Here is a 13,605-nt window from a genome sequence, read left to right on the forward strand (position 1 = left end):
AAATATAGGAACTCCCTTTGCCTTATAATTTGTAAAAAGGCGGAAAGTAAATCTGGAAATATAGGAACTTTCTTTGCCTTTAATTTTTTTTTAAAAATAACTTTTTAGTGCTGTGAAATTTTGGTTATTGTTTTTATTCAAACTTTACGGGTTTCTAAAACCCGTAAGGTTATTTATTAGTTATAGATTTTGTTTTAAAATCATGCTTTTCTGAATTTCTTCTTTTTCTTCCACGGAGCATTTTTCTCAACATCTCCGGCCATAATACATCCGTAAGGCATCACTTCATCCAGAACTTCGCAAAGTCCATATTCCTCAATCTGTGCTCTCACATTCTTAGCACTTTTATAAGCGCTCGGAAGCTCAGAAATATCAACTTCATTAGAGTAAAAACGGATATCTAATCCTTCTGTTTCTTCATTGAAGATTTCCTCAGTTGTTTTATGAGCCAAAGACTTTTTATGCTGGCTTCTGCTGAAATTTCTTCCTGCTCCATGAGGTGCAAAACCCAGATTTCTTTCATTTGTTTTTCCCTGAACAATCAATACCGGTTCTGCCATATTCAACGGAATCAGTCTTGGTCCTGTAATATCAGGCATAAACTTATCATCCAGTGGAGTAGCTCCTTTTGCGTGATAGAACAGATCTCCATCTTTGAAAACGAAATTATGTTCGTTCCAATATCTGTTTTCTTTCTCCATTTCCAGCTTATTCAGCACGGCATCATGAAGGGAAGTATGGTTTTCTTTTGTCCATTGTCTTATCAGTTGCAGGGCTTCCCAATAAGATTTACCTTCATCCGTATCATAAGGAATCCAGGCATTTTCTCTTAATGTTTCAGGAGAGATTTCCTGTCTGAAACGGTTGGCAACCTTCATTCCTTTATCATATAAAGCAGCACCCGGAGCTCTTGATCCGTGATGTGTTACCATCATAGTATTTCCAGTATTTTTGGAAATTCCGACAAAAAGGAAGTGGTTTCCGTCTCCCTGAGTTCCCATATGAGAACGGGCGATGCTGATCAGTTTTTCATCTTGTAAGAATTCATTTTCTCTGAAAGCATCCATCAGTTCCTGAGACATCGGTATCTGTTCCCCTCTTGGTCTTCCTCCGTATCCGAAATGAGTGATAGAATGTGCTGCATCCAAAACATCTTTAGGATTGGTTTTTCCAAAATCCGTCAACATTACAGAACAACAGATATCAGCACTATGGAATCCCGGGTGAATGGCATTTTTTGCTACTACCACACCGCCTACGGGAATCTGACCTTCAGGACCTGTAGGACAGGCATCAGGCATTAAAGCTCCGCTAATCAGTGTAGGGGTTTTCATCAGAACTTTCATTGTTTTGATTACTTTTTCCACATTATCATTCTCACTTTCATGTTCCGCACGTATGTTGATCATAAAATCTTTAGCTGTTTCATGAAGCGGAATAAGATCTGATTGTTTGAACTGTACCAGATACTCTGTGATCTGATGTTCACCCAGATTATTCTCGTTGATATGGCTAATAGCATCTTTAAACCATTTTGCCGGTCTATATCCTAATTCGATTAAATGATTTCCATTAAATTCCATTTTGTTTCATTTTGATGATGCAAAGTAATATCATTATTGCGCAATAGTTTTGCGTAGATAAAGAAATTTTAATTATTTTTACAAAAATTAATTAAAAAGACGAAAAAGCACATTGGCAGACTCGTAAAAATAATATAAAATTAAAAAAACAAGGCTCATGGTATTATTAGAACAATTAAAACATTTCCCGGAAACGATTCAGTTTAGTGATGTGATCGCTCATATTGATGAACATTATGAATTTACTCCTACTGCCTTTCAAAACGGAGATACAACCAATCAGGCCGGGCAGAATAATGGTTCGTGCAAAGTGTTCAGTTTTGCAAGTATTCAGGATCTGACGAAAGAGCAAACCCTTTGGCTTTTTGGTGAGTTCTACAGAGAAGATGTTTTGAAAAATCCTGAAGGAAGTGACCATCAGAATATCCGAAACTTTATGAAATTCGGCTGGGAAGGAATTACTTTTGATGAAAATGCTTTGAGAGAGAAATAGTTTTCAAGAAAAGAGCAGAAATAAAAAGCAGTTTTGCTTATTAAAAAACACCCAATCATTAAACACTAAGGTATGTCATCCAATAAAAATGCTCTGATCCGGTATAAAACTTTAGATAAATGTCTTAAAAACAAATACAGGAAATATACGCTGGAAGATCTCATAGATGAATGTTCGGAAGCATTATTTGAATTTGAGGGAAAAGAATCTTATGTGAGTAAGAGAACTGTTCAGCTTGATCTTCAGAATATGCGGAGTGAAAAGTTCGGATATGAAGCTCCTATTGAAGTCTACGAAAGAAAATACTACCGTTACAGTGATCCGGAATACAGTATTCATAATATTTCTGTGAATGAAAGTGATCTGAAAGCGATGAATAATGCGGTTCAGATTTTAAAACAGTTTAAAGACTTTTCCATGTTCAAGGAGATGAATGGGGTGATCCAGAAACTGGAAGACTCTATTCATGCAACCAGCCAGAAATCCATTATCCATCTGGATAAAAATGAACAGCTAAAAGGGTTGGAACATATTGATATTCTGTACGAAAGTATTGCTAATAAAAAAGTGTTGAAGATTCTTTATAAAAGCTTTACAGCAAGGGAATCCAATATTTTTACGGTACATCCGCAGCTGTTGAAGGAATTCAATAACCGTTGGTTTCTGATCTGTCTTTACAAACAGAAAATGTACAATCTGGCACTGGACAGAATGGAAAGTATTGAAACAGATGACAGTCTTCTCTATATTGACAAGGATCTGGATGGAGATGAATATTTTAAAGATATTGTAGGAGTAACTGTTGCAGAGTCAATGGATCCCAGGAATGTGATCTTTTGGGTGGATTCGGGTAATGCTCCTTATGTGAAAACAAAGCCGCTGCATAAAAGTCAGGAAATAGTAAAGGAAGACCGTAGCGGAACGCTGTTTAAAATATGTGTGCAGATCAATTTTGAGCTGGAAAGGCTCTTGCTTGGGTTCGGAGACTCTTTGATTGTACATAAGCCCAAAAAGCTACGGCTGAAAATGGAGGAAAAGTTTAATGCTGGCAGTAAAAATTATCAGAGCCTTATTGTTCCTGAGGGAAACTAACTTATTTTAAATGTCCAATTTACAAGGCTTTATTGAAGATAATTTATTTTCATATTTTTATCTTGGCTTGGAAATTGTACTATTAACTTAACAATACCAAATTAATTATGAAATCAAGAATATTTAAAGCATTAATTGCAATTATAGCACCGCTGGCGATAGAGTATATCGTTAAAAAAATATCTGAGAAAATAGATAAAAAACAAGAAGAGAAAGAGAACGAAAAAAAGCAGATTACTGCCTAAACGTATAAGTAGTTAAAATTTAAAATTATTGAAAAGAGACTGTCATGAGGATGTACGGTCTCTTTTTTGTTAATGGATCTTTTTGATGAATGCTGAAAACCACCCCGTCAAAAATTGTTTGAATTTTCGCCACCCCTCCGAGGGAGGGGAATTTTTTACTTTTCAGCTGAGGTGTGGTCAGGATTGGTTTTTGGGGAAAGAAGGCTGGATTCCTGCGGATTGACAAACTGTGTGGATAGATCACCATTCCAATTGTGTCATTCCGTAGGAATCTAAACATACTTATTATCCATTTTTTTAGATCAATGCTTCTAAAAAAACTTTTGTGACTTTTGCGGTTTCGGTTTCCTACACAAAATCATAAATACCATCTTTCCATCCCAATACTTTGGAAGAGTCTGCTTTAAGCCAGTTTTTTAAAATTGTGGCATATACTTTCCTGAAATCTTCTTTGTAGATAAGATCGCCTTCATTGAGATTCTGAAGATCGGGAAGGGCGTTCAACAGTCCTTTTTTCTTAAGATTTCCGCTGATAAAAAACATTTGGTTGGCTGTCCCGTGATCTGTTCCGTTACTGGCGTTCTGTGCCACACGACGACCAAACTCCGAAAAGGTCATCAGCAGTATATTTTTAAATAGCCCATTACTTTTCATATCGGCTACAAATGATTTTACTGCTTCATTAATATCATCGAATAGCTTTTTCTGTCTGTCATTCTGGTTGACATGAGTATCAAAACTTCCCACAGAAAGATAATACACCTGAGTATTGATATCTGACTTTATCAAAGAAGCCACAGTTTTAAAATCCTTTCCTAACTGAGAATTTGGATAGATCTGTTCTGTCTTTTTAGCTTTGCTTTTTTCAAAAATATAATCGGCATTATTGATGGTAGAACCTAACGTCTGATAAAGATAAGATACAGTTTCATCATCGTGATGATGGTCGTAGAGTGATTTAAAATATTTTTCCTGACTGGTCTGGTAGAGTCTTTTAGGATCTTTAAAGGCGAAAGCTTTATTATTTTCACCTTTTAAGGCAAGACTTAGCATGTCATCTACTTCCAGCGCCTGGGTAGGATGGTCACAACGATAGCATTCTTCATCCAGAAAACGTCCCAGCCAGCCAGTTTCCAAAAACTGGTCACTTCTGCTTGCCGATTGCCAGATATCCATGCTTCGAAAATGAGATTTGTCCGGATTGGGATAGCCCACGTTATTCATCACAGACAGTTCTCCGTTATCAAAAAGTTCTTTAAAATAAGAGAGTGAAGGGTTGATTCCTGCCTCATCTGTAAGCGGTATAGAATCCTGAATAGCCAGAGTTTTTCTTTCCCTGAAATAAATGTCATTTTTAGCCGGAATAATAGTATTCAAGCCATCATTTCCTCCTGTAAACTGGAGAACCACCAGAATGTTCTGATTGGGATTCAGAGCTTCATCCAGCGTCATTGCTTTTAAGAAATTGGGCATCAGCATAGAAGCGGTAGCCAGTGAACTTATTTTGAGGAATTCTCTTCTTTTGATTAACATAATTTTGTTTTTAGGGTTTAAGGTGGCAGGTAGCAGGTTGTAGGACTGGGCTGTATTTTTACTGGCATTTATTTTCATAACAGTAAAAGATAAATAAATGGTAATTAAGCTATACTATGACAGCTATTACCTGAAACCTGCAACCTAAAAATCTCCTACCTAGCTCAACTGGTATTCCGGAGTAGACATCAGGTTGATGACATTCATTTTTATGCTCTTGTCTGAAAAATTCTTTACTGAGTTCATATCAAGACTTTGGGCATTCTGCAGAAGATAATCTTCACAGTTTTTATTAGCGAAAAGCTTTTCAATACGGTTCCAGTCGATGGTGATATTAGGATTTTTAAAGCTTTTGTTTAAAGCTGTTTCACGGGATTTCATTCCCATATCAATATCATCATCCTGCCGTGGGCTGTATTCCAAAGGGCGAAGTCCGGACCAGATCTGTGGAACCTGAAGTCTCAACATTAAAGTAGAGCTGTCAATCCATGATTTTCCGCTAGGCCATCCTGCTACATTGGGTGGATAAAGCAGCATTTGTCCCAATAATTTCTGGTATACGATGAGGTTTTCAGGATTCTGGATGTGCATAGGAAGAATTCTCATAATTCCTGCTATCAGTTCTACAGGCGATTTTATACGTTTGCCTATATTCTTCTGATCATAAAACCATGTACTTGAAAATATCTCAGTCATCAGTTTTTTGATATCATATCCTGAATGGTAGAAGTTAGCGCTGAGTTGATTAACAATCTCCTGATCTGGTTTTTCATTGACAAAGAATTTGTAAATCTTTGTCGTAATAAATTGTGCCGTAGCTTTTTGTTCCAGAATAATATTGAGAATATCATTTCCGTCAAAGTTGCCGGTTTTTCCTAAAAACGTTTTGCTGCCTTCGTCATGAAGATTTTTTCTTTCTTTAAAATTCCCTTCTTTATCATAGCTCCATCCTGTGAAAGCTCTGGCTCCTTCTCTTACATCCTTTTCTGTGTAGTTTCCTCTGCCCATCGTAAACAATTCCATCACTTCACGGGCAAAATTTTCATTAGGATGATCCTTTTTATTCTGCTGATTATTCAGGAAATTAAGCATGGCTGGTGATTGACTTACTTCAAAAAGCAGATCTTTGAAATTTCCCAGTGCATTTTTCCTGATTGTATTCAAAAGCTGTTTGTTGAACCTTGGATTTTGTACTCTTGATGCAAAATGTCCATGCCAGAAAAAGGCCATCTTTTCTCTCATCTGTTCCTTGCTGTTAACGATGGAGTTCAGAAAATTCAGGTTCAGTTCGTTATTTTGTTCCCTGTTGATCCGCTGCATTTCTTTCTTCTTTTCTGCAGGAGCTGTACTGCTCATATAATCTTCTGCTGAAACCGGATCAGGAGTGTCGTAAGTGATTTCGCTGAAGCTTTCTTCTTTAAATAATTCATTCATCAACGTTTTAATGTTTTTATTTTTCAAATCATCTATTTGATTAATGCCAACGCCAAAACCTGCTCGCCAAAGAAGATGCTTGTTTTTTAATAATGAATCAGCCATCATGGAGAATTTATTTTTTGATGTATTTTGAAGAAAAAGGTTAAAATGATAACGGGTTAAGGATTGTTAATATTGTTGAGAGGGCTGGAAGCGGAAGTTTGGAGTTGGAAGTTTTGGATCGTAGAAATAGGGTTGATTGTATGGAGTTATATTTCTTCCAGCATCCAGCTTCCTATCTTCCATCCTTTAATTCACTTTTTAGCTGTCATTTTTTGATAAATTTTGTTAAACAATTATTTAAATTTTGTTAAAATTAATATATTGATATTCATTGTTTTATGTATTTTTTGAATGTTAAAATACAAGAAAAACCTTTGCTTGGCATGATTTTTACATCCTCTTGTTTAGTAAAATTTAAAAATTAGAGTTATGAAAATGTTTAAACAAGCAATAGTACTGGCTGGTATTTTAACAGCAGGTATCGCAAGCGCCCAAAGTGCTCAAATGAACAATATGATCAAGGTAGGTGCAAATGTTGGTTTAGCAGTTCCCGCAGATAATCTTTCCGCTGCAGTAGGAGTGGATGTAGCGTACCAGAATCTGATTACACCAGGATTCGGATTAGGTATCGCATCAGGATATACTCACTATTTCGGTAAAGAAAACAACGGATATAAAAACAATGATGTAGGAGTAGTTCCTGTAGCAGCTTTAATCAGAATTTATCCAAAACAAACCGGTTTCTATTTCGGAACGGATTTAGGATACGGATTCCTGGTTGGCGATAAAACAGTGGCCTCAAATACAAGTGTTGAAAGAGCAAGCGGAGGTTTCTACCTTAAACCGGAGATCGGATACCACAACAGAGACTGGAATTTCTTCGTACAATACCAAAAGGTTTTTGTAGGTACAAAAGGAGATTTGCCAGGTCAGGACTATAATGTGGGGAATATCGGAGTAGGATTCGGTTACAATATTCCATTAGGAAAGTAGTTAGATTTAATATATAAACAATTATTAACCAAAACCTTTTCACGAAAGTGGAAAGGTTTTTTTGTTGCGTGCAGGATTTACAAAAACAATTATTATATTTGGTAAAATTTGAGGTTATGATTCTGAATCCAAAATTTCCACTTTATTTACCAGGAGTAGAGAACAGTAATAATGATAATGTTTCTATCATTGGAGCAAGCCTCCGTGAAGATATAACAATCTTAGGCTATTTCGTTTCCGGGAACGGAGGTCTTGAGATAAAAGTAGAAAATAAATTTGCAACCAAAGAGTATGCTTCTTTTTCAGATATTTTAAAGAAGTTTATTCAGGATAATCAGCTTGAAAATGTAAAACGTCTGGGGATGGCAGTGCCTGGTCCTGTATTGGACGGGAAAAGCAGCCCTGCAAGATTGGGATGGCATTTAGATATTGCTGAATATGCACGTGATTTCGGGTTTGAAAAAGTAGAAATGCTGAATGACCTGGAAGCTTCTGCTTATGGAATGGCTCTTCTTGAGGATGATCATCTTGAAGCCATTTATACAAGCGGACATCTTGAAAAAGGAAACGTAGCGGTTCTTGCTCCCGGAAACGGATTGGGAGAAGCGGGATATTTCTTTGACGGAAAATACCTGAGACCTTTCGCAACTGAAGGAGGGCACTCTGAGTTTTCACCAAGAACCAACGTAGAAGTTGAATTTTATCAGTTCCTAAATAATATCTATGGTATTGTAAGTTGGGAAAATGTACTTTCAAAGTCAGGTTTATTCAATATCTACAGATTCTTAAGAGATGTGAAAAGACATCCTGAACCGGAATGGCTGGGAGAACGTCTTGCACAGGGGAATTTCGTGGAGGAATTATATAAAGCTGCTGTAGAGGAAAATGTACTGATCTGCAGAATCGCTTTAGATACTTTCCTTGAGTTTCTGGCAAGAGAAGCGAATAACTTAACTTTAAAATTAAAAGCTACCGGAGGATTACTGATTGCCGGAGATATTCCACAGATGATCGCAGAATATATCGATAAGGCGAAATTCTACGAGAAATTCAAGATCAGTGATAAAATGGAGGAAATGCTTAAAAATACTCCTATTTATCTGGTCAAGCAAAATCACACCGCATTAAATGGTATAGCGCTTTACACCGCTTACTATCAGCTATAAAATAAAACTCCGGAGAAATCCGGAGTTTTTTTATGGAATGATATTATTCATGAAAATAATAAATTTTATTGATATACATCAATGAAATCTATTGAATAAGATACTTACATTTGCATCATTAAATAAGTAAATAACTCTATTCAATGAAAAAAATATTTTTATTAGCAGTTTTGGCTGGTGGTTTAGCTTTCGGACAATCAAAAAAAGTAGTAGCGTCTGATGTACACTGGTGGGGATATAAAGTAGCAAAATCTGAGGCTAGTTCTCACGACGGTACTGTAAAAGTAAAGTCTGGAGATATGGTAATGAAAGGAAACCAATTGGTAGGCGGAAGCTTCGTATTGGATATGACTTCAATCAGTTCTACTGACCTTACAGGAGAGTATCAGCAGAAATTAAACGGACACCTTAAGAATGGTGACTTCTTTGAAGTTGAAAAATTCCCAACTGCAAGTTTCAAAATTACAGGAGTAAAGAAAAACAACGATAAAGTGTATAGCTCTCTTGTAACAGGAAACCTTACTGTAAAAGGAAAAACAAGCCCAATCTCTTTCCCTGCTAAGATTTCTTACAGCAAAGGAGTGGTAAGTTTAGTATCCAACAAATTCTCTTTCGACAGACAAAAATTTGATGTAGCTTACAAGTCTACGATGCAGGATGTTTTTGTGAAAGATGATATTGATATGCTTGTAAAGGTAACTGCTCAATAAATTAATCAAAAAAAGATTATTAAAAGTGTAGAAGTTCTACACTTTTTTTTATTTTTGTTGAATTGTAAATAAAAAAGAATGAAAAGATTACTATTGTTTGCTATGGTGTGCGCAAGTATATCATTTGTTTCTGCCCAAAAGAAATTTGATAAGGTTGCTAAAGTGACTTCATCAGAGATCAGATGGTGGGGGTATAAGGTGGTGAAAACTGAAGAAACTTCCCACTCAGGAACAGTAAAGCTAAAAAGCGGAAAATTCAACTTTGACCATACGGTGCTTGTTGATGGAGAGTTTGTAATAGATATGAGAAGTATGATGGCGGGAGATGTTTCTGATGAAGATCAGATCAAGCTTACCAACGATTTGAAGAGCTCGAACTTCTTTGAAGTGAAAAAATTCCCTATTGCAAAATTCCATTTGACTAAAATTATTCCTTTAGCAAACAGTGAATACAATTCAACAGTATACGGTGACCTTACCCTTAAAGGAGTGAGAAAAACAATCTCTTTCCCTGCGAATGTATATGTTACTCAGTTTACCACATCTATTGAGTCTGCCAAGTTCTCCCTGAACAGAAGAGACTTTAAAGTATTCTATCAGTCTTCATTGAAAGATTATTTCATTAAGAATGAAATGGATATTCAGTTCAAAGTGACTACTGAAATGCTGGATAACGAAAATAGAATTCAGAAGAAGAAAAAATAAGATCCAATATGATCAATATAGAAATGAGATGTTCCCGGGAACGTCTCATTTTTTTTGCAGCTATTCTCTGTTTCCCGGTATTTTTATAAATTAGTAGTATGAAAATTTATATCGTAAGCGGTCTGGGAGCAGACTTTAAGGTCCTTGAAAGAATAGAGTTTCCCAAACACTGTGAATTGATTTTTATAGACTGGCTTATTCCTGAAAAAAATGAGCCTTTCGATGCTTATGTCAAAAGAATGGCAGAGAAAGTAGATGATTCAGAACCATTCTGCCTGCTAGGTTATTCTTTCGGAGGAATTATTGTGCAGGAGATTAATCAATTGAAACCTGCAGAAAAAGTAGTGATCCTTGGAAGTATAAAATCAGATAAAGAAAAATCTAAATTTATAAAGACCGGTGAGGTTACCAAAATTCCAAGAATTCTTCCTGTAGGATTGTTCAACGATAAAGCAGCCAATGTATATGCTGTTATCCGAAAACTTTTTGATCCTAAAAATCCTAAACTTCTTCAATATTTTAAAGTAAGAGACCCTTATTATCTGAAGTGGTCTGTAGAAAAGGTTTCTGAATGGAAGTTTGATGAAAATCCTGACGTGATTCAGATTCTTGGTGATAAAGACATCGTTTTCCCTATCCGTTATTCCCATCCGGATTATGTGGTGAAGGGAGGTACCCATCTTTTTCCCGCTACAAAATCCAAAGAAGTTTCTAAAATACTGAAAGAGGTGTTTTGTTAAAATTTTATGATGTTATTTATTAAATAGTGTTTTTTTAGGGGTATTGTGTTTTAAAATGTGATTTTTGTGGAATTTATATTTAAATTTGATAGGGTTAAATATAAATTTTATGAAAATAGGATTAAAATGGATTGTTTCATTCTCTGTTATCACTCTGGTTGCAATTGGAGGTTTGTTCTGGAATCCAGCTGCAGATATTACTGATACGGGAGCATTTTTAAGTGAAGATAAAATTGTGGGCGCTGACGTAGCCTGGATTCTCGCAGCAGCGGGACTCGTTCTTTTGATGACACCGGGACTTTCCTTTTTTTATGGAGGAATGGTGGGGAAGAAAAATGTGATTTCTACGATGTTGCAGAGCTTTATTGCTTTAGGAGTTATCTCTATGGTCTGGGTAGTAGTTGGTTTTTCTTTATCCTTTGGTGAGTCTCTGGGAATTACCATTGCAGGAAAACATTATGGAATTATTGGAAATCCATTAAGCTATCCTTTCTTTAGCGGAGTAGGAAACCTGCCTCATAAGTTGATGGCCCCTACGATACCTTTTATTCTTTTTGCTTTGTTTCAGATGAAGTTTGCTGTTATTACTCCGGCTATTATTACCGGATCTTTTGCAGAAAGGGTTCGTTTTATTTCATATTTACTATTCATCGTTCTTTTCAGCATCTTTATTTATACACCGCTTTGTCATATGGTATGGTATCCGGAAGGCCTTTTAAACAAATATTTTGGAGTAAAAGACTTTGCAGGCGGAACGGTAGTACATATGAGTGCCGGTTTTGCCGCACTTGCAGGAGCTTGGGTAGTAGGAAACCGAAAAAATCCGCATCATGAACCTTCTAATATTCCGTATGTACTTTTGGGAACAGGAATGCTGTGGTTCGGATGGTTTGGGTTCAATGCAGGATCTGCTTTGAGTGCTTCTGCCTCTGCTGCTACAGCCTTTGGAACAACTACTATTGCCTCTGCTTCAGCAATGATGACCTGGATCTTTTTTGACCGAATCAATGGGAGAAGTGTTTCGGCTTTGGGAGCCTGTATCGGAGCAGTAGTAGGACTGGTGGCCATTACTCCCGGATGTGGTTTTGTAAGCATTCAGGAAAGTCTTTTTATCGGATTTATTACTGCTATCGTTTCAAATGTGATGGTCAACTGGAAAGGATTAAAGAAAATAGATGATACACTGGATGTTTTTGCCTGTCATGGAGTAGGAGGGATTATGGGAATGATTCTTACGGCTGTCTTTGCTCATGGGGAAAATGCCAGTCTGCTTCATGGAGGAGTGGATGTTTTTCTTCATCATATGGCAGCATTGGTTTTGGTTTCTGTTTTTACATTTTTTGGATCATTCATTTTATATAAACTTACCGATTCAATAATTACCTTAAGAGTTTCTGAAGAGTCTGAAAACAAAGGGCTTGATCTGTCTCAGCATGAGGAAAGTTTTAGTTAACAAAAAGGACATTAAGTATTACCTAATGTCCTGAATGATATTAATTAAAATCAGAAGTACTTTATTGAATGGATTCAATGGCTTCGAAGATTTTATTTTTAGAATTTTCAAAGATTTCACCACCAAATTCCTCATTATCCAAGGAATGAATGATGATATTTTTCACGCCCATGATCCCAAAAATATGCTTCAGATAAGTCGTTTGAAAATTGATGTGTCCGTTCTTTTCATTTTCTCCGTATCCGGTATCGCCACGGGTTGAGAGAATAAAAAGCTTTTTGTTTTCAAGAAGTCCTACATAATCACCATCCGGAACTCCGGATCGGAATTTCCACGTTTCATTGATTCGCATGATCTGATCAATATAAGCTTTTAATCCGGACGGAATAGACCAGTTATACATGGGAGTTCCGATGACATATACATCATGTTCTTTGAGCTCTTTGACCAGTTCATTACTCAGCTGTAAAGGCTTTTGGTTTTCTTCAGTTTTGTCTGAAGATCTTTTGAAAGCGCCTGCAATCCAGGATTCATCAATATTGGGAATCGTATCAGTTCCCGCTTCTCTGTAGGTGAACGTGTCAAGAGGATATTTTGTTTTCCAGTTTTCAACGAAAAGCTGGGTTAGTTTTCGGCTGTAAGATCTTTCATTTCTTACACTGGCATTAATAATCAGTATTTTCATTTGTTAAGAATTTATACCAGCAAAATTCCTGATTATTTATTGCTGAAAAATTGATCTAGTTCAAGAGGATTTATTTTTTTTCCTGATCCGGCTGATGAATTCAGGAGTTACACCGAGGTAGGAAGCGATCAGATACTGAGGAACTCTGGAAGAAATATTGGGGTAAGTTTCCAGAAAATCATAATATTTTTGTTCAGCTTTGTGCATATGGTTAAATACAACTCTTTTCTCAAGGGTTCCGAGATAGCCTTCCAGAATAATTCTGAAGTATTTTTCTAAAGATGGAATTTCCTTCAGCATTTTTTGAAAGGATTGATGGCTAATCTGTAGGAGTTTTGTTTTTTCCACTGCCTGAATATTATAAATGGAGGGTTTCTGTTTTGAAAAACTGGCAATATCTGTGGCCCACCAGTGATCAATAGCTAAAAAGAGAATTTCCTCATTTCCGTTGTCTTCATTGATGCAGAAAGCTTTTAAAACACCTGAAATGATATAACTGTCATGGCGGCAGATTTCCCCGTTTCTCAATAGGAAATCACCTTTTTCCAATTTTTTTTCGGTCCAGAAACTTTTAAAGACTGTTATTTCTTCCGAACTTAGTTGGGCATGCTGTAAAATGCTTTTAATTAATGTTTCCATTTAAAAAAATGATTAAAAAGAACAATATAATTGGAAATTCGTACAACCAGCTAATCTACAAAAATACTTGTTTTATAAACTGTCAAAGC

14 protein-coding genes are annotated in these 13,605 nt (G+C 36.2%); 9 read left to right on the plus strand and 5 right to left on the minus strand.

From position 1 onward, the window contains the following. Positions 1-200: 200 nt before the first annotated feature. The gene (locus REB14_RS16040; protein ID WP_079240932.1) at positions 201-1,583 is read right to left on the minus strand and encodes an RtcB family protein; all 1,383 of its coding nucleotides are present in this window, start codon (positions 1,581-1,583) and stop codon (positions 201-203) included. 157 nt (positions 1,584-1,740) lie between these two features. On the opposite strand from REB14_RS16040, the gene REB14_RS16045 reads away from it, so the two are divergent. The 3 genes from REB14_RS16045 to REB14_RS16055 all read left to right on the plus strand — a co-directional run bounded on the left by REB14_RS16045 (position 1,741) and on the right by REB14_RS16055 (position 3,413). After that, complete coding sequence (locus REB14_RS16045; protein WP_309522671.1) at positions 1,741-2,076, plus strand: HopJ type III effector protein; 336 nt, start codon at positions 1,741-1,743, stop codon at positions 2,074-2,076. A gap of 72 nt (positions 2,077-2,148) precedes the next feature. Continuing rightward, the gene (locus REB14_RS16050) at positions 2,149-3,168 is read left to right on the plus strand and encodes a helix-turn-helix transcriptional regulator (protein WP_079240934.1); all 1,020 of its coding nucleotides are present in this window, start codon (positions 2,149-2,151) and stop codon (positions 3,166-3,168) included. A gap of 107 nt (positions 3,169-3,275) precedes the next feature. Continuing rightward, the gene (locus REB14_RS16055; RefSeq protein WP_167348772.1) at positions 3,276-3,413 is read left to right on the plus strand and encodes a hypothetical protein; all 138 of its coding nucleotides are present in this window, start codon (positions 3,276-3,278) and stop codon (positions 3,411-3,413) included. Between the two features lie 348 nt (positions 3,414-3,761). Here REB14_RS16055 and REB14_RS16060 read toward each other — a convergent pair whose 3' ends face one another. Then, positions 3,762-4,946 (minus strand): DUF1501 domain-containing protein, encoded by a 1,185-nt coding sequence (locus REB14_RS16060; protein WP_309522672.1) that lies wholly within the window; start codon positions 4,944-4,946, stop codon positions 3,762-3,764. A gap of 159 nt (positions 4,947-5,105) precedes the next feature. Then, positions 5,106-6,488 (minus strand): DUF1800 domain-containing protein, encoded by a 1,383-nt coding sequence (locus REB14_RS16065; RefSeq protein ID WP_309522673.1) that lies wholly within the window; start codon positions 6,486-6,488, stop codon positions 5,106-5,108. A gap of 366 nt (positions 6,489-6,854) precedes the next feature. Here REB14_RS16065 and REB14_RS16070 point away from each other — a divergent pair, with 366 nt between their 5' ends. From REB14_RS16070 to REB14_RS16095, 6 genes are all read left to right on the plus strand, one after another. Beyond that, a complete protein-coding gene (locus REB14_RS16070) occupies positions 6,855-7,418 on the plus strand; it encodes a hypothetical protein (RefSeq protein ID WP_079240936.1) in 564 nt (187 codons plus the stop codon). A 116-nt stretch (positions 7,419-7,534) separates the two neighbouring features. Further along, the gene (locus tag REB14_RS16075) at positions 7,535-8,584 is read left to right on the plus strand and encodes a glucokinase (protein ID WP_309522674.1); all 1,050 of its coding nucleotides are present in this window, start codon (positions 7,535-7,537) and stop codon (positions 8,582-8,584) included. Positions 8,585-8,727: 143 nt separating this feature from the next. Next, the gene (locus REB14_RS16080) at positions 8,728-9,294 is read left to right on the plus strand and encodes a YceI family protein (protein ID WP_079240937.1); all 567 of its coding nucleotides are present in this window, start codon (positions 8,728-8,730) and stop codon (positions 9,292-9,294) included. A gap of 78 nt (positions 9,295-9,372) precedes the next feature. After that, positions 9,373-9,999, plus strand: coding sequence for a YceI family protein (locus REB14_RS16085; RefSeq protein ID WP_105683938.1), 627 nt, complete (start codon positions 9,373-9,375; stop codon positions 9,997-9,999). A 98-nt stretch (positions 10,000-10,097) separates the two neighbouring features. Continuing rightward, positions 10,098-10,739 (plus strand): alpha/beta hydrolase, encoded by a 642-nt coding sequence (locus REB14_RS16090; protein ID WP_309522675.1) that lies wholly within the window; start codon positions 10,098-10,100, stop codon positions 10,737-10,739. Between the two features lie 109 nt (positions 10,740-10,848). After that, positions 10,849-12,192 carry an ammonium transporter gene (locus REB14_RS16095; RefSeq protein ID WP_309522676.1) on the plus strand — a complete coding sequence of 448 codons (1,344 nt, stop codon included), beginning with the start codon at positions 10,849-10,851 and terminating at the stop codon, positions 12,190-12,192. A 61-nt stretch (positions 12,193-12,253) separates the two neighbouring features. Here the strand turns inward: REB14_RS16095 and REB14_RS16100 are convergent, their stop codons facing one another. Further along, entirely contained in the window at positions 12,254-12,877 is a 624-nt protein-coding gene (locus REB14_RS16100; RefSeq protein ID WP_079240941.1) for an FMN-dependent NADH-azoreductase, read from the minus strand. 60 nt (positions 12,878-12,937) lie between these two features. Continuing rightward, on the minus strand, positions 12,938-13,516 hold the full coding sequence (locus tag REB14_RS16105; protein WP_309522677.1) for a Crp/Fnr family transcriptional regulator: 579 nt from the start codon (positions 13,514-13,516) through the stop codon (positions 12,938-12,940). Between the last annotated feature and the right edge of the window lie 89 nt (positions 13,517-13,605).

Origin of the sequence: Chryseobacterium metallicongregator, from assembly GCF_031324065.1 — a bacterium.
Lineage (GTDB): Bacteria > Bacteroidota > Bacteroidia > Flavobacteriales > Weeksellaceae > Chryseobacterium > Chryseobacterium metallicongregator.

What these genes read in the sequence shown, in the direction of transcription:
- REB14_RS16040 (WP_079240932.1), bottom strand. Translation starts at nt 1,583, where the DNA reads ATGGAATTTAATGGAAATCATTTAATCGAATTAGGATATAGACCGGCA.
- REB14_RS16045 (WP_309522671.1), top strand. Translation starts at nt 1,741, where the DNA reads ATGGTATTATTAGAACAATTAAAACATTTCCCGGAAACGATTCAGTTT.
- REB14_RS16050 (WP_079240934.1), top strand. Translation starts at nt 2,149, where the DNA reads ATGTCATCCAATAAAAATGCTCTGATCCGGTATAAAACTTTAGATAAA.
- REB14_RS16055 (WP_167348772.1), top strand. Translation starts at nt 3,276, where the DNA reads ATGAAATCAAGAATATTTAAAGCATTAATTGCAATTATAGCACCGCTG.
- REB14_RS16060 (WP_309522672.1), bottom strand. Translation starts at nt 4,946, where the DNA reads ATGTTAATCAAAAGAAGAGAATTCCTCAAAATAAGTTCACTGGCTACC.
- REB14_RS16065 (WP_309522673.1), bottom strand. Translation starts at nt 6,488, where the DNA reads ATGATGGCTGATTCATTATTAAAAAACAAGCATCTTCTTTGGCGAGCA.
- REB14_RS16070 (WP_079240936.1), top strand. Translation starts at nt 6,855, where the DNA reads ATGAAAATGTTTAAACAAGCAATAGTACTGGCTGGTATTTTAACAGCA.
- REB14_RS16075 (WP_309522674.1), top strand. Translation starts at nt 7,535, where the DNA reads ATGATTCTGAATCCAAAATTTCCACTTTATTTACCAGGAGTAGAGAAC.
- REB14_RS16080 (WP_079240937.1), top strand. Translation starts at nt 8,728, where the DNA reads ATGAAAAAAATATTTTTATTAGCAGTTTTGGCTGGTGGTTTAGCTTTC.
- REB14_RS16085 (WP_105683938.1), top strand. Translation starts at nt 9,373, where the DNA reads ATGAAAAGATTACTATTGTTTGCTATGGTGTGCGCAAGTATATCATTT.
- REB14_RS16090 (WP_309522675.1), top strand. Translation starts at nt 10,098, where the DNA reads ATGAAAATTTATATCGTAAGCGGTCTGGGAGCAGACTTTAAGGTCCTT.
- REB14_RS16095 (WP_309522676.1), top strand. Translation starts at nt 10,849, where the DNA reads ATGAAAATAGGATTAAAATGGATTGTTTCATTCTCTGTTATCACTCTG.
- REB14_RS16100 (WP_079240941.1), bottom strand. Translation starts at nt 12,877, where the DNA reads ATGAAAATACTGATTATTAATGCCAGTGTAAGAAATGAAAGATCTTAC.
- REB14_RS16105 (WP_309522677.1), bottom strand. Translation starts at nt 13,516, where the DNA reads ATGGAAACATTAATTAAAAGCATTTTACAGCATGCCCAACTAAGTTCG.